Below are 22,715 nucleotides of genomic sequence, written 5' to 3'. Positions count from 1 at the left end.
CGATTTGAATTCTAAATTACAATTTAAATCCGAAACAAACTCGAGGCAATTCCGTCTGCTAAAAATTTTCCTTTGTCCGTAATTCGATAAATTCCATTGGAATATTCCACCGTTTCATTTTCTAAATGTGGTTTCAATTCTTCTAAAAAATCTGTATAAAATTCCTTCGGAAAATTTGCTTTGATTTCCAATTCATCCAATCCGTAAATCGTTCGTAATCGAATCATTACCAATTCATTGAATCGATCATTCTCACTTAAAACTTCAACTTCATTTGCCAATTTATTTTCGTGTAAATTCTTCAAATACAAAGAATTATTGGCTAAATTCCAACTTCTATTTTTCCCATCATAAGAATGTGCCGAAGGGCCAACACCCAAATAAGGTTTTCCTTTCCAATAATTGCTATTGTGTTGCGAGAAAAAGCCTTCTTTTCCAAAGTTGGATATTTCGTAATGAATAAAATTATTGGATTTTAAGGTTTCAACTAAAGTTTTAAATTGACGTTCCTGTTTGGCTTCATCCACATCTTCTAGTAAATTTTGTTCGATTTGATGCGCCAAAATCGTTTTGGGTTCAACCGTTAGAGCATAGGAAGAAATATGCGGAACCTGTAAATCCAATGCAATTTCTAAATTCTTTTTCCAGATTTCATCTGATGTGGTTTGACCACCATAAATCAGATCGATGGTGATGTTTTCAAATCCTGCATCTTGAACCATTTTGATGGAATTTAAGGCTTCATTTGCATCATGCGCACGATTCATCAAGCGTAAATCCTCATCGAAGAAAGATTGAATCCCTATGCTAAACCGATTGATGGGTGTGGTTTTGAATTGAGCAATTTTAACGAAGTTCAAATCGTCTGGATTGGATTCCAAGGTTACTTCTGGATTGTCAATTACTAGGTAATTACGGTATATAGAATCAAAAATTTCATTTAGTTCATCTAATTCTAAGAGGGATGGAGTTCCACCTCCAAAATAAATGGTTTCAATGGGTTCTGTAATTTCCTCTTTTCGCAATTTCAATTCATTGGATATTGCAGAAACTAAATCTGATTTCTTCGACAAATTCGTAGAGAAATGAAAATTACAATAACTGCACTTTTGTTTGCAAAATGGGATGTGTATGTAGATACCCGCCATGGCACAAATGTAGATAGTTTCGCCTGATTTGATGAAAAAAAACTTAAGTTTGTAGTGATTCAATAAAGAATCAGAATTATTAGTAAGAAAAATTAAAATAAAGATGAAGAAACTAATCGTATTAATTGCGACGGTAACTTTCCTTTTTGCGCCGCTTCAACAAGCAAAAGCAAACGAGGGAATGTGGTTTTTGATGTTCATCGATAAGAAAATCGATGACATGCAGAAAATGGGTTTAAAATTGACTGCAGAGGAAATTTATAGCATTAACAACAGCAGTTTAAAAGATGCAATTGTTCAATTTGGTGGTGGATGTACTGCCGAAATTATCTCCTCAACAGGTTTGGTTTTGACCAATCATCACTGTGGATTTGGACAAATTGCGGAATTGTCTACACCAGAAAATGATCATTTGACCAATGGGTTTTGGGCGTCTGATTATTCCAAAGAATTGAAACCGAAAAGTTTAAAAGTTCGTTTTTTCGTTCGTATGAATGATGTTTCCAAACGTATTTTAGGTCAGGTAAACGATAAAATGACCGAAGATGAGCGTATGGCAGCGATCAACAAAGAAATTGCGAAAATTGAACAAGAAAACAGTGAAGGAGGGAAGTATGTGGTTTCCGTTCGTTCATTCTTTGAAGGAAATGAATATTACTATTTCGTGTACCAAGATTTTCAAGACGTTCGTTTAGTAGGAACTCCTCCCGATATGATTGGACGTTTTGGAGGTGATACAGACAACTGGGAATGGCCTCGTCACACCGGTGATTTTGCTTTGTTCCGTGTGTACACAGACAAAAACGGGAATCCTGCTGATTATTCGCCAGAGAATGTTCCAATGAAACCAAAACACCACTTGCCAATCAGCATCAAAGGATATGAAGCAGGTGATTTCTCCATGATTTTGGGATATCCAGGTAGAACCAATCGTTGGATGCCAGCGCAAGGAGTTGAGCAAAATGTAGAATTTGCTTATCCAGCTTGGGTTGAAGGTTCAAAATTGGGAATGGATGTATTGAAAAAATACATGGATGCTGACCAAAAAGTACGTTTGGATTATGCTTCTAAATATGCAGGTTTGGCGAATTATTGGAAAAACCGTGCAGGTATGATTGAAGCTTTGAAACAACACAAAACAGTTGCTTCTAAAACCAAAACTGAAGCTGATTTCACAAAATGGGCTCAAGATCCTTCACGCAAAGCAAAATACGGAGACATTGTTGAAATCATCAACAATTATTACGCAAAAACAAACGAATCTGCACGTCATAACAATTATTTGATGACTGCATTGCGTTCTAGTACATTTGCAGGATTGCCAGCTAATTTGGGGAAAACTTTGGTTCAATATGCCAATGAAAATGAAGCGAAACGTGCTGAAATGCGTCCTGGAATTGAGGAAATGATCAATGCTACTTTCCAAAAATCTCATATGGGATTGGAAGAAGATGTTTTGGCTGCTCAATTGAATTTATACTATACCCAAGCTGCAAAAGGTGGTTTAGCGCCTTATTTGAAAATTATTGGAGATGAAAACAAAGGTGATTTCAAAAAATATATCAACAAAGCCTTCAATTCAAGTGTATTTACCAACAAAGACCGTTTGATTGGGTATTTGAATAATCCGTCTGCTGATATGATTGAAACAGATGAATTGTACAAATTATCATCTGATTTAATGGATCGATACAGAGCGGAATCTCCGGAAGACAAAGCCTTAAAAGATTCGTATAGCAAAGCATTCCGTTTGTTAGTTGAAGGATTAAGAGAATCAGGTTTAAGTCCAATTGAATATCCAGATGCGAACTCAACCTTGCGTTTGACGTATGGAAAAGTAATTGATTTGCCTTTAGGAAAAGGAAAAGTAAACGATGCTAAATACAATTACTATACAACCTTGAAAGGGACGATTGCGAAACACAAAGAAGGAGATCCAGAATTTGACAATCCAGATAAATTAATCGAATTGTACAAGAAAAAAGATTACGGACAATATGCTGACAAAAACGGTGAATTGTGGGTGAATTTCTTGACAGATCACGATATTACAGGAGGTAATTCTGGTTCACCTGTATTGAACGGAAATGGAGAATTAATCGGTTTGGCATTTGATGGAAACATCGAAGCTATGGCAGGTGATGTTATTTTCGATCCAGCTTTGCAAAGAACTATTTCGGTAGATGCTCGTTATATTTTGTTTATTATAGACAAATATGCAGGAGCTAAAAATATTATTGACGAATTAACGATTGTGAAGTAATTCTTAGAATTTTAATTCATACCATAAAAAAATCCCACTCTCAATTGAAAGTGGGATTTTTTTATTCCCCAACCATTAAATTCTTACTTTTGCACCACTTGAATTGAAATATGAAGAATTTATTTTATTTGGGTTGTTTCATGAGTTTGTTTTCTTGCCAAACCAATACTCAACCCGAACAAACGTTAGAACAATTAGATAAATCATCTGCTCGCGAAGTAGTTTTAACTTCAGCGGAAAAAGGTGATACCATATTGCATATAACCAAACAAAAAATTTGGTCCAACAATGAATTAATTGCAGAAAAGATTGACACCTTGAAAACGGTGAAATCTTGGAACGACACCATCAAAGCTCCTATTTACGTAACCATTCAATAAGAGAAAAATGAAGAAGAATACTAGAAGAGCAAGTCAATTGGTAACTTTGGTTTTGGTTTCATCGGTTTTGAGTTCTTGTGGCCAAACCGGTCAACCTGCAGTAACCCATAACGATCAAAAAGTCTATATGCGTGCCGATTCTACTGCACCTTATACCGATGTAACCGAAAATTATGCTCAAAATAACAGCAATGGAATGGGCGGAATGAGTACTTTATTGTGGTTTATGGCGTTTAGAAGTTTGACAGGTGGAATGGGTTATGCAAGTCAAGGTTTGCACCAACAATCCAACGTGGGAACCAATACCGCGAAATCCAATGCGATGAAAAGTCAAGCGATTCGTGGTGGATTCGGAAGTTCAGCTAATAATAAAACGGTTTCTTCCTAAAGTCCTATGCGCGTAAAATACCTTCAAAAAGATTCTAATTGGAAAGAGCGATTAGAAAACATCGGTTTTGGATACCATACTGATGAAAACGGCAAAACCTATTGGGTGGAAGATTATTATTATTCCATTTCCGAAAAGGAAGCCGACCAAATTCACAATGCTACAGAGGAATTGTGGGAAATGTGTTTGAATGCTGTTGAACACGTGATTGCCAACAACCGTTTGGACGAATTTAAAATTCCGTCTTTCATTCAACCTTATTTGATTGAAACTTGGGAAAATGATGTTCCGAGTTTGTATGGACGTTTTGATTTTGCTTTGGACGAAAGAAACCAATTGAAATTATTGGAATTTAATGCGGATACGCCGACCTCTTTGTTTGAATGTGGCGTGGTGCAATGGCTTTGGATGGAAAACTATTTTGGCGATTCCAAAGATCAATTCAATTCCGTTCACGATAAATTAATTGAAACTTGGCGCGAATTGAAACCGCATTTGAAAGGCCAAACTTTGCATTTCACTTGTGTGAAAGAATCTTTGGAAGATTTGACGAATTTGGAATATTTACGCGACACAGCGATCCAAGCTGGAATCAATACGAAATTGGTTTACATCGACGAAATCGGATGGAACAATGTAAGTTTTGAGGATTTGGAAGGTGAAGACATTACCGATATTTTCAAATTGTATCCTTGGGAATGGATGGTCAATGAATTGTTTGCCTACAACATCAAAAACGACGAATTGAGAGCCAATTGGATTGAACCTGCTTGGAAAATGATTTTGTCCAACAAAGCGATTTTAGCCGTTTTGTGGGAATTGTATCCGAACCATCCTTTGCTTTTGGAAACCTATTTACACGAACCCAAAGAGATGACTTCTTATGTGAAAAAGCCTTTTCTATCAAGAGAAGGAGCCAATGTTTCGGTTGTGGAAGAGGGAATTTTGAAACACGAAACCTTTGGTGAATACGGCGAAGAAGGATTTGTCTATCAAAAGTTCATCAAGATTCCGAAAGAATTTTCAGGTTATGGAATCATCGGAAGTTGGATTATTGGTCAAGAACCTTGTGGTGTTACCTTTCGCGAAAGCGATGAAATCGTAACCACCAACAAAAGTCGTTTTGTGCCGCATATAATTGAGTAATTAAAATATACAACATAAAAAAAGCCTCGAATTTCGAGGCTTTTGTATTTTGAATAACTTGGAATTATAAAGTTCCGCGTTTTTCTTGTTCTCTTTCGATGGATTCAAACAAAGCTTTAAAGTTTCCAGCTCCAAATCCACGAGCACCCATACGTTGGATTACTTCGTAGAATAGAGTAGGACGGTCCTCCACTGGTTTGGTGAAGATTTGTAACAAATAACCTTCTTCGTCTGCATCGATCATAATTCCTAATTTTTGCAATTCATTGATGTCTTCTTTGAATTTATGCATATGATCTTTCAAACGATCTGGAATCGCATCGTAATAGGCTTGTGGCGGAGTTGATAAGAATTCTACACCTCTTGCTTTCATTTCTGCAACGGTTTTGATGATGTCGTCCGTAGCCAAAGCCAAATGCTGCACTCCTGGACTTTCGTAGAAATCCAAATATTCTTCAATTTGAGAACGTTTGATTCCTTCTGCAGGCTCATTGATTGGGAATTTAATTCTTCCGTTTCCATTTGCCATTACTTTTGACATCAAAGCCGAATATTCAGTTGTAATTTGTTTATCATCAAACGATAAGAAGTTGACGAATCCCATAATGTCTTCAAACCATTTCACCCAAACGTTCATTTGGTTCCATCCAACATTACCAACCATATGGTCAATGAATTTCAAACCAACGGGTGCAGGATTGTAATCAGATTCCCATTTTACATAACCTGGCATAAAGATTCCGTTGTAATTTTTACGTTCTGTGAACATAAAAACCGTTTCACCGTATCCGAAAATACCAGCTTGTACAACTTCACCATTTTCATCAGATGTTACTTTTGGTTCCATAAAGGAAACCGCTCCACGTTTGGTTGTTTCTTCGTATGATTTACGTGCATCTTCAACCCACAAAGCGATGATTTTCACTCCATCTCCGTGTTTTTTTACGTGTTCACCAATTGGCGAATCAGAGTTCAACGCAGTTGTTAAAACCAAACGAATTTTATCTTGTTTCAAAACATACGAAGCTCTATCTCTCAAACCTGTTTCCAAGCCTGCATAAGCCTCAGACTGAAATCCAAATGCTGTTTTATAATAGTGTGCAGATTGTTTTGCGTTACCCACGTAAAATTCTACATAATCTGTTCCCAATAAAGGCAAGAAGTCTTGTGCTCCTTCAAATATTTTTTCTAAACCGTATTCTACGCTTTTTAAATCTTCTGACATTTTTTAATTTTTTTTGAATGAATGAATAAATTGTATGAAATAAACTGAATTCGAATAATCCTTGGGACTATTCATTCATCGCAGCGACCACATCGCTCTATGCAAAACGGAAAGTAAAACTCGACTGTACATATCTCCCAAATGTACAAAAGATTTCAATGTTAAAAAACTATTTCGGCGAGGAAAAATGGCGAGGAAACCGCTTTTCAGCTTTTTGTCCAAATACATTCAAGGAAATCCAAGAAACTAAAAATCCCCATCCATAATTGAAAAATTGAACCAAAGTTGTAAGTGCCGATAAAAATCCGACTTTCAAACTATCAAATTGCATAGCAGCAATGATGATTAACAATTGAAAGTAAAATACATACGCCAAAAACGGCATTCCCAATAAAAATCGGAATTTTTCTTCCATAAGAAATGAAACCAAATAACCCATAATACTCAAAATCAATCCGATTGAAAATAGGGTAGGAAACCAAAAAGTAGGTTTGGTGTATTTCGGATGGCGTTGATTTAAAATCGGACGAGCAATTCCAAATTCTCTGACTTGCTTCGCGAATTTAGAAAGAGAAGTTCTTCGTTTATGATATACTTTTGCCGAAGGAAATAATCTTGTTTCAAATCCTTTTTCCCACAAAGTCATACTCAAATCGGGATCTTCACCAATTCGCAAATCTCCAAATCCACCTGTTGCTTCAAAAGCCTCTCTGGAAATTCCCATATTAAAACTTCTCGGTTGAAACTTTCCAATTTGCTTTTCGCCACCACGAATTCCACCCGTAGTCAAAAAAGATGTCATCGAAAAACTAATCGATTTTTGCAAATCTGTAAAAGATTCATCTGCCGCATCGGGTCCACCAAAAGCATCCACATAATTTGATTCCAATTCTTTACGAACGGTTTCTATGTAAGTTGTTGGCGTAATCGTATCGGAATCCAAAAAGATGAAATAATTCCCTTTTGCGCGTTGCATTCCATAATTTCGAGATTGAGCTGGACCTGAATTTTCCTTGTAGAAATACTGAATGTTTAATTTCGATTGGAAAGCATTTACCAAATTTTCTAAAGCTTCTGGCGAACCATCATCGACAACCACAACCTCAAAATCTGAATCTGTTTGATTGGACAAACTGTTCAATAATTCAGTCAATTCTTCTTTGCGTTGGTAGACGGCAATGATGATGGAAAAATTCAAATTCAATACTTTCGAAATATAAAGTTATAAACCTCCCAAATGATTTTATCAAGGAGGAATATTTTAATTGAAACAAATTTAATTTAATTTTCGGTTTCGGTCTCGTTTTTTGATGTAATCCCAAATGGCTTCCTCAGAAGTCAACCAATTTCGACCTTCTTTGAATGCATCAATTTTTCCTTGTCTAGCCAATAAACTCAAATATTCTTGTCCATAGGGAATCTTGCTTTCTTCTACGATTTGGGAAATAGGTTGATAGTCGTCATAGGTATTATTAAGTGAACCCAAATAAATATCCAAACTCCTTTCCAATGCTTGCATCACAATCAATAGTAATTTCGAGTAATCTCCATTGTTGGCTTGGTTCAAAGCATCGTAATACTTTTTCCGATCGTTTTTTAAAATGATGGCAGGCGGATACCCCTCTTTCATCAACAACAAATTAAAAAGCAAACGGACTGTTCTTCCATTTCCATCAAAGAAGGGGTGAATCCAAACAAACCGATGATGAAATAGGGTAGAAGTAATGACAATATCCAATTCAGAATCGTTTACCCATTGAATTAATTCCGTGATATAATCTGAAATTTTTAGTGCATTGGGTGGAACAAAATTGGCACCTGCAATCCTGACACCAGACGTTCTAAACCGACCTGCGAAATCCTTTTCAATGTTTTTGAGGACTAATTCGTGTGTGTTGAGAATGTCTTTTTCTGTCAAAACATAGTCTTTTGAAACCAATTCTTCAATGTACGAAATGGCGTCTTGATGGTTGACCGCTTCAAAATGTTCACGAAGTGATTTTCCCTTGATGGTGAAACCTTCTTCAAGGATCAGTTTCGTTTCTTGCAGTGTCAAAGTATTTCCTTCAATGCTATTGGAATTGTACGTCCACTCAAGAGTAAGACTTTCTTTGATGCTTTTGAGTGCATAATTTGGAATAGGACGATGTTTGTCCAATTGAGATTTTTTCTCTTGGATTCGCTCTAAGGTTTTTTCAAGTCCTTCATACTCATATGGGTTTTTCCACCATTCCATACCCAAAGGTACAATTTTTTCTTTAATATCGGATAATTACAAAAATAATCCTATCCGATAGTAAGACTAATTTTATAAAAAAAGCGGAAATCAAATTCCGCTTTGTATCTATTATAGTCTGAATTATTTCTTCACTAAACTAATTTCCAATTCATCCAATTGGGTTTGATCAATTGCAGCCGGCGCATCAATCATCACATCACGTCCTGAATTGTTTTTCGGGAACGCAATATAATCACGGATGGTTTCGCTACCATCTAAAATCGATACCAAACGGTCAAATCCAAAAGCAATTCCACCGTGTGGAGGCGCACCATATTGGAAGGCATTCATTAAGAAACCAAATTGTTCTTGTGCTTGTTCAGCCGTAAATCCTAACAATTCGAACATCTGAGATTGCAATTCGCGATCGTAAATTCGGATGGATCCACCACCGATTTCGTTTCCATTTAATACCAAATCATAGGCATTCGCACGAACTTCACCTGGAGCTGATTTCAATTTGGAAATATCTTCAGGTTTTGGAGAAGTAAACGGATGATGCATCGCGTGGTAACGACCAGACTCTTCGTCCCATTCCAACAATGGGAAGTCAACTACCCAAAGTGGAGCGAACTCATCGGGTTTACGCAATTCCAAACGTTCAGCCAATTCCATACGCAACGCACTCAATTGTTTGCGTGTGTCATTTGCTTTTCCAGCCATTACGATCATCAAATCACCTTTTTGCGCACCCATTCTTTCGGCCCAAGATGCCAAATGTTCTTCGGAATAAAATTTATCGGCAGAAGATTTAAAGGTTCCATCTTCATTCACACGCACCCAAACAAAACCTCTTGCACCAATTTGCGGACGTTGAACCCATTCCAACAAACGGTCAATGTCTTTTCTAGTATAGGAATTCAATGTAGGAGCACAGATTCCGACGATTAATTCTTCTTTGTCAAAAACATCAAATCCTTTGTCTCTCGCCAAATCGTCTAATTCGTGGAATTCCATACCAAAACGAATGTCCGGTTTGTCATTTCCATATCTGCGCATCGCTTCATCGTAGGTCATACGAGGGAATTTTTCGATGTCAATATTGTGAATCGATTTCAATAAATATTTGGTCAAACCTTCGAAGATGTTCAAAATATCTTCTTGTTCCACAAACGCCATTTCACAGTCGATTTGGGTAAATTCTGGTTGACGGTCTGCACGCAAATCCTCATCACGGAAACATTTCACGATTTGGAAATAACGATCCAATCCACCGACCATCATCAATTGTTTGAATGTTTGTGGAGATTGTGGTAAAGCATAAAACTGCCCTGGATTCATTCGAGAAGGAACCACAAAATCTCGTGCACCTTCAGGTGTAGATTTGATCAAAACTGGGGTTTCAACTTCAATGAAACCTTGGTCTGATAAGTATTTTCTAACTTCTTGTGCCACATTGTGACGGAAGATCAATTTATTTTTAACCGGATTTCTTCTGATGTCCAAATAACGGTATTGCATACGCAATTCTTCACCACCATCGGTTTTGTCTTCAATAGTAAATGGAGGAAGTTTGGATTCATTTAAAATCTCTAATTTTTCTACTAAAATTTCAATTTCTCCTGTTGGAATATTCGGATTTTTTGAAGCACGTTCAATGACTTTTCCGGTTACTTGAATGACAAATTCACGCCCCAAAGTTCGTGCAGCGTCCAACAAAGCTTTTTCAGATCTTTCTTCGTCAATGATCAATTGCGTGATTCCATAACGATCACGTAAGTCAATCCAAATCATAAATCCTTTGTCGCGTAAGACCGAAACCCATCCGCTTAAAGTTACCGTTTCATTTACATTGCTAAGGTTTAATTCCCCACAGGTATGTGTTCTGAACATTCTTCTAAATTTTAGAGTGCAAAGGTATGATTAGAAGTTAGAAGATTGAAATTAGAACCTAAATTTTTTTGAAAATCTCAGTTGCCAGATATATCCTAATTTTATTTGAGTTAATTTTAGCACAAATTCAATAAAAATTAATAGAAATGAAACATAAAATAGGAGTTATTGTAGGAAGTTTACGTGAAGCGTCATTTTCAAAAAGATTTGCAAAGAATTTAATCGAATTGGCATCTGATGAATTTGAATTGGAAATCGTTCCGATTGGAGATTTGCCTTTGTTCAATGAGGATTTTGATGGGGATAAAGCACCTGAAGCATACAATGAATTTCGTTCGAAAATGAAAGAAAAACAAGGATTTATTTTTGTTACACCTGAATACAATCGTTCGATGCCTGGATGTCTGAAAAATGCAATGGACGTTGGGTCAAGACCAAAGGGACAAAGCATTTGGGCAGGAAAACCAGGAATGGTGATCAGTTTATCGCAGGGCAATATGTCAGGATTTGGAGCAAACCATCATTTGCGTCAAGTGTTGGTCAATCTAAATGTTCCAACAATGCCTCAACCTGAAATTTATTTGGCAAAAGTGCAAGAAATGGTCGATGCCGAAGGAAATATCACCAATCCAAAAACTACAGAATTGTTGCAAAAAGGGTTGGATTCCTATGCAAATTGGTTTAAAAAATTGTCATAAAAAATAGGATCTAAGCGTAAAATAAGTTTAATTTTGCGCTCCATTGCGCACGTGGTGGAATTGGTAGACACGCCATCTTGAGGGGGTGGTTTCCTACGGATGTGCGGGTTCGAGTCCCGCCGTGCGCACAAGATTTACCAAAAAGGGATTCCATTGAGAAATCCCTTTTTTTTGATGAATTTTCGTATTACTTCAAATTTTTTACAAGCAAAAAGGCGCTCTTTTAGAAGCGCCTTTTCTGTTTTCATTATGTCAAATTATTTCACTTTTTCTGAATCAAAGATTTGTATCCAAAAATCAGAATATGTGCAATCCCAAATAGTAATGAGAAATAATATAAGGCTGCATCTTTGATTTGACCTGTTACAGGATCAACTTCTGATACCTGATGGTGTGCGATAGCTAAACCAATTAGTACAACTGAAAAAGCAAGCCCTGTTAAACCAACGTATTTGTTCGCATTTTGAGCGATGCCATTATCGGTTTTCGTTAAATTACTATGCCTTACAGAATAGAATAAATAGACATCTAAACCAACAATCATCCATAAAATCAAACGCAACCAAGTGTCCAATGGTAGAAATGCCATCATAAAGAAACAAACCAAAATTCCCAAAATAGGAATAAGAGGTACAAGTGGAGTTCTAAATCCTCTTGGCGCATCTGGCATTGTTTTACGCATTACCAAAACCCCTACACAAACGAGAATAAAGGCAAATAAAGTTCCAATACTTGTCATTTCCCCAACGACTCTTCCGGGAACAAATGCAGCAAATAAACTCACAAATAATAAAAAGAATAAGTTGGATTTATGCGGAGTTTGATATTTCGGATGGATTGCTGAAAATACTTTTGGCACCAATCCATCTTTACTCATGGAATAAAACACACGGCTTTGTCCCATTAATAAAACCAAGATTACAGATGCATATCCCAACAAAATTGCAATAACAATTGATTTATTGAGCCAAGGATAAGCTGCATGAACTACACCATCTGGCCCCATATCTCCCATATTGGCAATCGCAATTGCAACAGGCGCTAATTTGTCTGTCGGATCTGCTCCATAAGCTTGATAATTTGCCACACCTGTCATAACAAAGGCAAACAAAATATACAAAACCGTACAGATTAGTAGGGAACCTAAAATACCTAAAGGCATGGATTTTTTTGGATTTTTCGTTTCTTGAGCTGCGGTACTTACAGCATCAAACCCAATATAGGCAAAGAATACCACCGCGGCGGCTCGAATAATTCCAGAGAAACCAAATTCTCCAAATTTCCCTGTATTTTCAGGAATAAACGGTACATGATTCTCAGGACGAATGTATTGAAATCCGACTGCAATAAAAATCAAAACAATCGAAACTTTCATGATGACAATAATGGTATTGACAAATGAAGAACCTTGTGTTCCTCTAATCAAAACCATAGACATCACAGCAACAATGATAACTGCTGGTAAATTGATGATTCCTGTTACCACATCTCCATTGGCCAATTGCATGGTATCAAAAGGTGTCATTAAGAATTCAACTGGCATATTCACACCGACACTTTGGAGAAATTTATCGAGATAACCCGACCAACTTGAAGAAACGGTAGCTGCACCCACAGCATATTCAAGAACCAAATCCCATCCAATGATCCAAGCAACGAATTCGCCCATTGTAGCATAGGAATAGGTATACGCACTTCCTGCAACAGGAATCATGGAGGCGAATTCAGCATAACACAATCCCGCCAAAGCACAACCAATTGCTGCAATGATAAAGGAAATTACGATGGAAGGTCCTGCATAATCTGCTGCGGCCAATCCCGTGATGGAAAACAATCCTGCTCCGATAATCGCTCCAATTCCTAAGGAAATAAGTCCCCAGGTTCCAAGCGTCCTCTTCAGCGTATGTTCACCACTTTCATTTGCCTCTGCAATCAGCACAGACATGGGTTTTCTTTTAAATATACTCATGTGAATTAAGATTTGTTATTGTAAACAAGCTAAACAAAAATAATCAAATCTTTAAATTAATGTTAAGACTTCTTTCTTAATTCCTAAAATCTAGAAGATAATTTCAAAAATAACGGGATTTCGAAAACAAGATTCCATGCAAATTTGATTTTATAACTATCTTGCCGAAAATTTTGAACAATCAGCTCATTTGAAAAATTTAAGTCGAAAAAATTAGATTGAATAAATGAGAAAATTAATAATAAAACACTTTAAATGAAGAAATCCTTGATGATCCTTTCGCTTTTTATAGCAATTGTTTCTTGTAAGAAAGATGAACAAAAAGTGGTAGGGACAAATGAAAATGGTGAGCAATTGGTAGTCAATGAAGCGGGTGATACCATTATGTTGGAAGAGACGGATAGTCTAAATATAACTTCTGAAAATTCAGGAGAAACAGCATTAGTCAAAAATGAAGATGATACTTATTCGTTTCGTTACAACTTGAAAAAAGGAGAAACTTATCCTTTTTTATTAAAAACGAGTCAATCACAAACTATGTCGGCTGCAGGACAATCCATGACAATGAAATCGGAACGTACGGTGAAATTTGATTATTTTGTAGAGGATGTAACCAATAATGTTTTCAAATTAAAAGCGACTTTCAAAGAATTTTCCGAGAGTTTTACAGGACCATCAGGTGAAAAAATGGCGTACCATACAAGTTCTGCAAAACCTTCTGATGAAACCACTGCGAAAAGTTGGCAAATTTACAAAGCCATTATTGGTGAAAGTTTTCAAATGGAAGTTGATAACAAAGGTAAAGTTCATTCTGTAAAAGGTTTGAGTGCAATTGTGAACAATGCCAATGGAAAATTGAAAAATGATTTTACGCCAGACGAACAAAAAATGATCAAAGAATTGTTGACGGCAGCTTTGAATGATAAGGCCATCAAGTCACAATTTGAAGAAACTTTGAATATTTTCCCAGATAAAAATTTGAAAGTTGGGGAAGAATGGTCAGATACGCAAAATATAAGTGAAGGTCCTGTAAAAGGAACCAATAAAGTAACGCGTACCTTCAAAGAATTGAACAATAATGTTGCGAAAATTACGGTCAATGGCAATCAAAATGTAAGTGGAAATGAAACACAACAAGGAATTACAGCCAATATGAAAAGCAATGCGACCTTAGAAGGTTTCATTGAATTGGACATGAATTCTGGTTGGATTAAGAAGGTGAACATTACGAAAAAAGAAAATCTTTCGACTACTTATCAACAAGGTAATCAGAAAGAAACAGAATCTGGATCGTCAACGACTATTACAACAGTTAATTAATTATGAGCTTACTGAAATACATATTTTATTTCATATTGGCGTTTATCATCGTTCGTTATTTACTTCGAATTATGTATCCGCCTAATCGAAACACACCCAAATCTCAACAAAACCAAGCTTCCAATACAACAGAATCTTTGGAAAAACCAAGGATTAATATTGAAGCAGAGTCGGTCGATTATGAAATAATTGATGAACCAAAAAGAAAAAATGAAGAATAAAAATCTAATTTTCAGCGCAATTGCCTTGGTGTTTTTCGCTGTTTTGTCACTTGTTTATAATTCTCCCGTTTTATCAGATAATGCAATCATTCAACCCGATATTGTCAATTATAAGGGTAGTGCAGAGGAAATGAAAACCTTTGAAAAAGCAACAGGAGAGAACATCTATTGGTCAAATGCCATGTTTGGAGGTATGCCTACCTATCAAATGGGTGCTCAATACGACAATGATTTCATCAAAGCAGTTGACAAAGTTTTTAGATTTTTACCTCGTCCAGCAGATTATATCTTTTTATTATTCTCTGGGTTTTTCATTTTAGGAATGGTCTTATTCAAGAATTGGAAATATGCTTTGGCGGGTTCCATATTCTTTGCAATGGGTGCTTATTTCTTTATCATTATTGGAGCAGGTCACAATGCCAAAGTACATACGATAGCTTATTTTGCTCCATTGGTTGCTGGGATTATTTTGCTGTATCAGAAAAAATATCTCATTGGATTTATTCTGACAACACTTTTCATGGGACTGGAATTGGCAGCCAATCACCCACAAATGACCTTCTATTTGTTTTTGGTCATGTTGGTGTATTTCGTAATTGAATTCATCCAAGCGATTAAAACAAAAGAAATCAAACCGTTTGCTTTGGCAACTGGATTGCTGATTTTAGCTTCCTTATTAGGAGCTGGAATGAATTCTACTCGTTTGATGACGACTTACGAATACAGCAAAGAAACCATTCGTGGGAAGTCAGAAATGACCTTGTTGCAAGACAAAACTTCTGGTTTGGATTTGGATTATATTACCCATTGGAGTTATGGAAAATTGGAAACCATGAACCTTTTCATCCCGAACTTCATGGGTGGTGGAAGTCAACCTGACCAAGAAAACTTAAAAAATTATATTGAAGAAATCAAAAAACAACAATATGCCATTGACCTAAACAATGAGTTCAATGCGCAGGCTTTTGAATATTTGGCATCTTCACCGGTTTCTACCTATTGGGGTGATCAACCAGGTACTTCGGGACCAGCGTATCAAGGAGCTGTTGTCGTTTTCTTGTTTTTGCTTGGATGCGTTTTGGTTCGAAACAAATTCCGTAATTATAAATGGTGGTTGGTCATTGCTACAATATTAAGTATCACCTTGGCTTGGGGGAAAAATTTCCCATTCTTGACCAATTTATTTGTCGATTACTTCCCATTTTATGACAAATTCAGAGCTGTTTCGTCTATGTTGGTTATGGCTGAATTTACCATGCCATTGTTGGCAATTTTAACGGTTTATGTCTTTATCAAAGACGAAACACTTACAGATGAATTCAAGAAAAAAGTATTGGTTTATGGTGGTGGAGCTGTTGTAGGATTATTGTTAATTTTCTTAGTTGCAGGTGGAAGTTTGTTTAGCTTCACAACCGAAATGGACCAATTGAGCAAACAACAATATTTGGATTTGGTCAAAGAATACAATCCGCAAGGTTTTGGATCTTGGGATACCATGTTAAATAATTTGAACAATGCTTTGCGTCAAGATCGAATTGATATGTTCAAAGCCGATACGTTGAGAACCTTGATTTTTGTTCTTTTGACGTTAGGTTTGCTTTTGGCATATCATTTCAAAAAAATTCAAAACAGTTTAATAGTCGTTTTAGGAATTGGAGCCTTAGCATTGATTGATGGATGGCAAGTTGACAAACGTTACTTGAATGACGATAATTACATCGATAAAATGTTTGTAGATAATCCGTTCCCGACTGATGTTTCATCCAAATTAATGGAAGGAGCAAGGGAAAATTATCAGATTGCCGGAATTGCCCAAAAAGTTCCATTTAATCGTACATTGGATAGTTTACGTAAGGCAGACAAAACGCAATATCGCGTCTTTGATAATATTTTTAGTACGTTCAATGATGCCACAACTTCTTATTTTGCACATTCGATTGGTGGATATCACGGAGCGAAATTGCATAATTACCAAGACGTGATTGATTTGTATTTTTCAGGATCTGGAACTTCTCAGAAGTTGGGTATTTCACAAGTTCATACCCAAAAGATTTTGAATATTTTGAATACGAAATATTTGGTTCATGGAAATCCAAGTAGTCCTTTGGTTCAACAAAACAATGAGGCATTTGGAAATGCTTGGATGGTTTCCAATATAAAATGGGCAGCCAATGCCAATGATGAAATTTTGGCGATCAAAGATGAAGATTTGAAATCGACTGTAATTTTGAATTCGAATTTAAAAAACACAATCAAACCGATTTCAACTGGAAATTCTTCTATTCAATTAACGAATTATCAGCCTAACAAATTGACCTATTCAGTTTCGTCAACAAGTCCTCAAATCGCTGTGTTTTCAGAAATTTATTATCCGCACGGATGGAAAATTTTGGTGGATGGAAAAGAAAGAGAGATTTTAAAAGCGAATTATTTCTTGCGTGGTGTTGAAATTCAACCAGGTGATAAACAAATTGTGATGCATTTCGATCCTACAAGTGTGAAAACAGGAAATACTTTGACTTTGGTATCCGTTATTTTGTTTGTTTTATTAGCAGGAGCAGGTGGATTTGTAGGTTGGAAAAACCGAAATAAACTCGAAAATAAAGAAGCAGTATAAATCAAAAAATCCACCAATTCAGGTGGATTTTTTTTGGTTATTATTTTCTCAGCAGCAATTTGTCATCTGTCATAAATCCGCCTAAATAAAGATCCTGAGATCCATTTTTATCGAAATCGGCTGAAATGATAGAAATATAATTCCCTGGGACGGATGGAAGCAATTCATTGGAAACCTTGAATTTCCCTTTTCCATCATTGAGTAAAACACTGGGCTGAACTCTTCCCATATGCGCCAACACCAAATCCTGAAATCCATCTTTGTTCAAATCAATTACAATTGCATCCAATGTATCAATGTTTTGATCGGGTAGATGTGTCGAACTTGCATCGATAAAACTTCCTTTCCCATCATTCAAGTAAAGCTTATCGGGTTTGGGATTTTTTTCAGGTGAATCTACATTACAAACAAATACATCTTTCCAGCCATCTTGATTGGCGTCTAAGACAATTATTTTTCTTGTTTCCATGGTTCCTTCAGGAAATCTACCAGAGGTTTCATTCTTGTAAAATCCTTTGCCATAATTGATCCACAATTCATTTCCATCTTCATTGCCCAAAATTAGATCCATATCACCATCATTGTCTACGTCAATTAAGGCAACATCTTGTGTGATTTTTTGTTCAATTGGCAGTCTTTTTTGGGTTTCTTCGGTGAAATTCGCTTTTCCATCGTTGATGAAAATTCGATTTTGGCCTTTGTTTCCAAATAGGAGATCCATATGACCATCTTCATTGAAATCATGTGCAATCACTGCATTGGAAATGAATTTTGGAAATTTGTTTTTCACTTCATGAAAACCATCTTTTCCTTTGTTCCAATAAAATTCGTGATTCTCATCGTCTTCTGCTGCAAATACCAAATCCAACCAACCATCTTTGTTAAAATCGGCTATAGCAACATCTTCCGAATCATATCGATTATTGCTTAATCGGATGGAATTGCATTCGCGAAATTTTCCATCTTTGCTACCCCATAAAATGGCATTTGGCGCCCATTCAACAGCTAGAACCAAATCCAAATATCCATCTTTATTCAAATCAGCCGTTTTAATATCCATCGTTCGAAGAAAAATTGCATGCGAATGAATATTTTGACTTTTGTTTTGGAAAATTTGTCCCCAACAAATTGAACCAAAACTTAACCACACAATCATGACTTTTGTTTTCATACTTATTCCATTTTAATTAATTTAAATTCAAACAAGTAGACGATAATTAAATATATTTGTTACATCAAATAAATTATTAAATGAAAAATAAATCATACTTTTTGATTCTAATTCTATTATTTTCAACTGATTATGTGTCGGGTCAATGTTTGGAAATTTATGCCATACGACATGCAGAGAAATCAGAGAATGATCCAAAAGATCCTGATTTATCGAAAAAAGGAATCTTGCGCGCCGAATCTTGGGTGAAGTTTTTCGAATTTGTTCCATTTGATGCGATTTATACATCGAAACGAAAACGAACCCATCAAACGGCGACTCCTATTTCCAAAAGTCGAAACCTAGAAATCAAGGAATATGAAATAGGTAAGGAGGAAGAAATTTTCCAGAAAGAATTGGATAATCAAAGCCAAAGAATTCTTTGGGTTGGGCATAGTAATTCGATTCCGAAATTTGTGGGAAGATTGATGAACAAAGATTTGGGACATATTGATGAAAATAATTTCGGGCAGTTTTGGTTGGTTCAATATTGTAAGAAAACGCCTGAGAAGAATTCGTTTCAAATTTTTCAACTTCCTTAAGCATGGATTTCGTATTTTGCTAAAGGATAATTGGACGAAATGAAAAATTTTAAAGTGTTGATTGTGACCTATTATTGGCCGCCTGCAGGTGGTCCAGGAGTACAACGCTGGTTGAAATTTTCGAAATATTTGCCAGAATTTGGTATCGAGCCGATTATATATACGCCAGAAAACCCTTCCTATCCGATCTTGGATGAATCTTTGGTAGAAGAAGTTTCTGAAGATTTAATCATTTTGAGAAAACCCATATGGGAACCTTATCAGATTGCGGAAAAAATCAATCCAACCAATCGAAAGTTCAAAGCAGGACAATTTGGATCTTCCAAAAAGAAAGGAGTTCTTTCCAAACTTTCCATTTTCATCAGAGGAAATTTTTTCATTCCCGATGCGCGAAAATTTTGGGTGAAACCTTCCGTGAAATTTTTGAGATCTTATTTGAAAGAAGAGGAAATTTCGACCTTGATCACAACTGGTCCACCGCATAGCATGCATTTGATTGGATTGAAATTGAAAAAGAAAAATCCGAATTTAAACTGGATTGCTGATTTTCGTGATCCTTGGACCCAAATCAGTTACCATTCGGAATTGAGCATGACTCGTTCGGCACAAAGCAAACATCAAAAACTTGAAAAAGCGGTTATTTCTTCTGCGGATTTGGTTTTGGCAACGAGTTTTTCCGATGCTGAAAATTTCGCCAAACTTGGCGCAAAGCGTGTTGAAGTCATCACCAATGGATTTGAACATACTGATTTTAAAGTTGGAAAGATTCTTAGCAGTAAATTTAAAATTACCTATTCAGGTGGATTGGAAGAAGCACGAAATCCGATTCTGGTGTGGAAAGCTTTACAAAATTTAGTGAGCAACAATGTCAATTTTCAATCGAAATTAGAAATTCAATTTTATGGCAATTTAAGTCAAGAGGTTACAGAATCTATGGAAAGTTTTGGTTTAACTAAATATTTAGTAAATAAAGGATATGTGTCTCATCATGAATCTGTTCAAGGAATTAAAAATGCGGATTTGTTGTTGTTGACGAATTTTCCACAAGAAAAATCCAAAGGAATTATTCCAGGAAAATTATTTGAATATTTGGCTACGGGAAATCCCATATTGTCATTTGGCCCAAAAGATGCAGATGTTCAGAAAATCCTTATGGAATCAAAAGCGGGTAAACACTTTTATCCAGAACAACTAAAAGAAGTCGAAGCTTATATACTTCATTGTTTTGACAACTTTGAAAATTCTATTTTGAATCCTGTTTCAGAAGAAACACTTCACTATTCACGTAAAAACCTAACAGAAAAACTCGCCAATCTGTTAAAAGATCTGGGATAAAATCCCTATCAAAATACCGTAAATTTCCTGTAGTAAAATAAGGTAATTTCCTGATGGTGAATTCAATATGTTTTGTAAATTTGTATAAGCCAAACTTCACTAATCAGTGCTTAAACTTCTCTCTATCTAAATTAAGTGCGCTCAAAGTTTTCTTAACTTTACTTACTCATTTCGAGAAAACTATTGAAAACGAGAAAGCAGGAATCCCAAAGGTTTCCTGCTTTCTTCTGTAAAAATATGAGGTAATTATTCGGGTACCCCACCATTAAAATCTAAGCGAAAAGACATTTCTTCGTTGGGATTGGATACCGATCCAGACATTGCAGTTCCCGTAATGTATCCGCTCACATATCGACCATTTCCTGCTGGATTCAATCCACCAATTTTAGTGATGGTAATGGTTGCAGTGGTTTCAAACGGTTCCATAATTTGAGAAATAAATGTACTGGAAGGATTGGTTGTATCACTATAAAAAAATTGGTTGTTTGCATTGGCCGTGAAATTATAGGTTCCAACTTCTGTAATATTATAGGCAAGAACCATAATCATTTTGCCTAATCCGGTTTGTGTATAGGTATCGTTTCCTGTCACAATTGACAAGGTATTGGCAGGAATCGTTGTTCCATTTAAGGTAAATTCTTGTGTGGAAATGGTCGCATTCAAAAATTCCGCTGAAGGATTGGGATTGTTGGTGCTTTTATCAAATACGGTTGCACCATCTAATTGGAGTTTTATAAAAGAGGGTCCGGCGGAATTATTGGGTGCATTTCCATTGTCGTCGTTACTGCTACAATTCCATGTGAAAATGGAAAAAAGTATGAATGATGTAAGTAGGCTCATTTTTTTCATGTTATAATTTTTTAAATTCAACTCGTCTATTTTGTTTTTTACCATCTTCTGTATTGTTATTAGAAACAGGTTCTGATTCTCCTTTTCCTGAAGTCAATATTTGATTGGAAGGAATTTTGAATTTGGTGATTAAATAATTTTTGACAGATTCTGCTCGTTGCTCACTTAATTTTTGATTCGCATCTTCTGAACCATCACTGTCGGTATGACCGATGATCACAATTGTTGATTTGGAATTTTTGATACTAGTTCCCAATTCATCTAAAATTGGATGACTTGAAGATTTAATCGTGGATTTTCCTGTATCGAACAAAATATCGCTAGTTGAAGCAGATCCTTTTTCAAATAAATCTTTGGCAACCGAACTTCTCGCATCTACATCGGCCGATGCAATTCTCAAATTGGAAATGTACAAAGGTGTTTGAGTAGCTGGAATGACCATGGAATTGGTAATGAAGAAGTTGTTTCTTAATTCTGGAGTCAAGGCTTTGGGCAGGTCAATGATTTTTTCACCATCTAAATACACCCGAATTCTAGTTCCATTAATGGCAATGTCTACATGCAGAATTTCGTTCACATAATTGTTCAATGGAAAATCACTTTTGTTCCCAATTGGGGTTTGATTTAAACCATATTCCAAGGTTTTGGAGTTTTTATCGGCGTATTTTCTTAATTGAATATAAAATCTACCTTGTTCTGTTTTTTCTTTCAAAATGTTTTTGGATTTGGTTAATCCAAATTGGATGGTTGGCGTGGTTTCACCTTTTTTGGAAACCAGTAATAAATCAAACGAGATAGTTGAATTTTCGGGTAAAGCTTTTGTCAGTTCAGGATGAGCGGCTGAATTATGGTTCAAAGCCAACCATTTTGTATTATCAATTGTTACGACTTGTCCGCTACCATTGGTATTCCATTTCGCAGGAAAATCACCTTTGGCATCTTTTTGAAAATCATCGGAAAATACTAAAGAATTTCCAGGGACGAAATCAGATTCTTTGGTAACATTAACCTCTTTTCCTTTTGTTGAAGTAGAGGAATTGTTTTCCTTGTTTCTCGGATTATTTTTGGTGTTTGTTTCTTTTTTATTCCCATCAAGTACGCCATCAATGGCTTCATTTGTTTTCTTTTCGGCTTCTCGTTCTACACGACGTTCAACCGTACGTTCAGCTGCATTTACAGCTTTGTCGGCAAGTTTTTCTAAAAATTGTGCTTCGGAAAAACTGGTTCCGATTACACATAATGAAAGGGCGAATAATTTTTTCATATTGTTACGATTTAAAAAACTGAGATATA

General features: G+C 36.0%; 19 protein-coding genes and 1 tRNA gene. 11 read left to right on the top strand and 9 right to left on the bottom strand.

From position 1 onward, the window contains the following. Nucleotides 1-23 precede the first annotated feature (23 nt). The gene (hemW, locus tag ABID46_RS08275; RefSeq protein WP_354508953.1) at nucleotides 24-1,148 is read right to left on the bottom strand and encodes a radical SAM family heme chaperone HemW; all 1,125 of its coding nucleotides are present in this window, start codon (nucleotides 1,146-1,148) and stop codon (nucleotides 24-26) included. Between the two features lie 103 nt (nucleotides 1,149-1,251). Here hemW and ABID46_RS08270 point away from each other — a divergent pair, with 103 nt between their 5' ends. The 4 genes from ABID46_RS08270 to ABID46_RS08255 all read left to right on the top strand — a co-directional run bounded on the left by ABID46_RS08270 (nucleotide 1,252) and on the right by ABID46_RS08255 (nucleotide 5,325). After that, the gene (locus ABID46_RS08270; protein ID WP_354508951.1) at nucleotides 1,252-3,411 is read left to right on the top strand and encodes a S46 family peptidase; all 2,160 of its coding nucleotides are present in this window, start codon (nucleotides 1,252-1,254) and stop codon (nucleotides 3,409-3,411) included. 110 nt (nucleotides 3,412-3,521) lie between these two features. Then, nucleotides 3,522-3,791 (top strand): hypothetical protein, encoded by a 270-nt coding sequence (locus tag ABID46_RS08265; protein WP_354508949.1) that lies wholly within the window; start codon nucleotides 3,522-3,524, stop codon nucleotides 3,789-3,791. Nucleotides 3,792-3,798: 7 nt separating this feature from the next. Next, nucleotides 3,799-4,179, top strand: a complete 381-nt coding sequence (locus ABID46_RS08260; protein WP_354508947.1) for a hypothetical protein — start codon at nucleotides 3,799-3,801, stop codon at nucleotides 4,177-4,179. A gap of 6 nt (nucleotides 4,180-4,185) precedes the next feature. Further along, complete coding sequence (locus tag ABID46_RS08255; protein WP_354508945.1) at nucleotides 4,186-5,325, top strand: glutathionylspermidine synthase family protein; 1,140 nt, start codon at nucleotides 4,186-4,188, stop codon at nucleotides 5,323-5,325. A 64-nt stretch (nucleotides 5,326-5,389) separates the two neighbouring features. On the opposite strand, the gene hppD is transcribed toward ABID46_RS08255, so the two are convergent. The 4 genes from hppD to aspS all read right to left on the bottom strand — a co-directional run bounded on the left by hppD (nucleotide 5,390) and on the right by aspS (nucleotide 10,661). Further along, complete coding sequence (gene hppD, locus ABID46_RS08250; protein ID WP_354508943.1) at nucleotides 5,390-6,550, bottom strand: 4-hydroxyphenylpyruvate dioxygenase; 1,161 nt, start codon at nucleotides 6,548-6,550, stop codon at nucleotides 5,390-5,392. Between the two features lie 169 nt (nucleotides 6,551-6,719). Next, nucleotides 6,720-7,748 (bottom strand): glycosyltransferase family 2 protein, encoded by a 1,029-nt coding sequence (locus tag ABID46_RS08245; protein WP_354509019.1) that lies wholly within the window; start codon nucleotides 7,746-7,748, stop codon nucleotides 6,720-6,722. Nucleotides 7,749-7,826: 78 nt separating this feature from the next. Then, nucleotides 7,827-8,786, bottom strand: coding sequence for a Fic family protein (locus tag ABID46_RS08240; protein WP_354508941.1), 960 nt, complete (start codon nucleotides 8,784-8,786; stop codon nucleotides 7,827-7,829). Nucleotides 8,787-8,909: 123 nt separating this feature from the next. Further along, nucleotides 8,910-10,661 carry an aspartate--tRNA ligase gene (aspS, locus tag ABID46_RS08235; protein ID WP_354508939.1) on the bottom strand — a complete coding sequence of 584 codons (1,752 nt, stop codon included), beginning with the start codon at nucleotides 10,659-10,661 and terminating at the stop codon, nucleotides 8,910-8,912. 146 nt (nucleotides 10,662-10,807) lie between these two features. On the opposite strand from aspS, the gene ABID46_RS08230 reads away from it, so the two are divergent. Together ABID46_RS08230 and ABID46_RS08225 are read left to right on the top strand one after the other, a co-directional pair. Next, entirely contained in the window at nucleotides 10,808-11,359 is a 552-nt protein-coding gene (locus ABID46_RS08230) for an NADPH-dependent FMN reductase (protein ID WP_354508937.1), read from the top strand. 45 nt (nucleotides 11,360-11,404) lie between these two features. After that, nucleotides 11,405-11,487 (top strand) — tRNA-Leu (locus ABID46_RS08225). A gap of 134 nt (nucleotides 11,488-11,621) precedes the next feature. Here the strand turns inward: ABID46_RS08225 and ABID46_RS08220 are convergent. Then, complete coding sequence (locus tag ABID46_RS08220) at nucleotides 11,622-13,328, bottom strand: amino acid permease (protein WP_354508935.1); 1,707 nt, start codon at nucleotides 13,326-13,328, stop codon at nucleotides 11,622-11,624. A gap of 255 nt (nucleotides 13,329-13,583) precedes the next feature. Between ABID46_RS08220 and ABID46_RS08215 the strand changes: the two genes are divergently transcribed. From ABID46_RS08215 to ABID46_RS08205, 3 genes are read left to right on the top strand one after another with little or no spacing between them, the layout of a single operon-like run. Then, nucleotides 13,584-14,648: a DUF6263 family protein gene (locus ABID46_RS08215; protein WP_354508933.1), complete on the top strand. Its 1,065-nt coding sequence runs from the start codon at nucleotides 13,584-13,586 to the stop codon at nucleotides 14,646-14,648. A 2-nt stretch (nucleotides 14,649-14,650) separates the two neighbouring features. After that, nucleotides 14,651-14,869 carry a hypothetical protein gene (locus ABID46_RS08210; protein WP_354508931.1) on the top strand — a complete coding sequence of 73 codons (219 nt, stop codon included), beginning with the start codon at nucleotides 14,651-14,653 and terminating at the stop codon, nucleotides 14,867-14,869. Then, complete coding sequence (locus tag ABID46_RS08205) at nucleotides 14,859-17,486, top strand: YfhO family protein (protein WP_354508929.1); 2,628 nt, start codon at nucleotides 14,859-14,861, stop codon at nucleotides 17,484-17,486. Before ABID46_RS08210 ends, ABID46_RS08205 begins: the two co-directional genes overlap by 11 nt. 40 nt (nucleotides 17,487-17,526) lie before the next feature. Here ABID46_RS08205 and ABID46_RS08200 read toward each other — a convergent pair whose 3' ends face one another. Further along, a complete protein-coding gene (locus tag ABID46_RS08200) occupies nucleotides 17,527-18,657 on the bottom strand; it encodes an FG-GAP repeat domain-containing protein (RefSeq protein ID WP_354508927.1) in 1,131 nt (376 codons plus the stop codon). 80 nt (nucleotides 18,658-18,737) lie between these two features. On the opposite strand from ABID46_RS08200, the gene ABID46_RS08195 reads away from it, so the two are divergent. Both ABID46_RS08195 and ABID46_RS08190 read left to right on the top strand, forming a co-directional pair. After that, entirely contained in the window at nucleotides 18,738-19,238 is a 501-nt protein-coding gene (locus tag ABID46_RS08195; RefSeq protein WP_354508925.1) for a phosphoglycerate mutase family protein, read from the top strand. Between the two features lie 39 nt (nucleotides 19,239-19,277). After that, nucleotides 19,278-20,573: a glycosyltransferase family protein gene (locus ABID46_RS08190; RefSeq protein ID WP_354508923.1), complete on the top strand. Its 1,296-nt coding sequence runs from the start codon at nucleotides 19,278-19,280 to the stop codon at nucleotides 20,571-20,573. Between the two features lie 246 nt (nucleotides 20,574-20,819). On the opposite strand, the gene ABID46_RS08185 is transcribed toward ABID46_RS08190, so the two are convergent. Both ABID46_RS08185 and ABID46_RS08180 read right to left on the bottom strand, forming a co-directional pair. After that, entirely contained in the window at nucleotides 20,820-21,413 is a 594-nt protein-coding gene (locus ABID46_RS08185; RefSeq protein ID WP_354508922.1) for a hypothetical protein, read from the bottom strand. 10 nt (nucleotides 21,414-21,423) lie between these two features. Continuing rightward, nucleotides 21,424-22,686 carry an OmpA family protein gene (locus tag ABID46_RS08180; protein WP_354508920.1) on the bottom strand — a complete coding sequence of 421 codons (1,263 nt, stop codon included), beginning with the start codon at nucleotides 22,684-22,686 and terminating at the stop codon, nucleotides 21,424-21,426. Nucleotides 22,687-22,715 lie beyond the last annotated feature (29 nt).

The sequence above is a fragment of the Moheibacter stercoris genome (assembly GCF_040545805.1).
GTDB classification, from domain to species: domain Bacteria; phylum Bacteroidota; class Bacteroidia; order Flavobacteriales; family Weeksellaceae; genus Moheibacter; species Moheibacter stercoris.
Note: the sequence above shows the minus strand (reverse complement) of the source record. Positions and strands in the feature narration are given on the sequence as shown.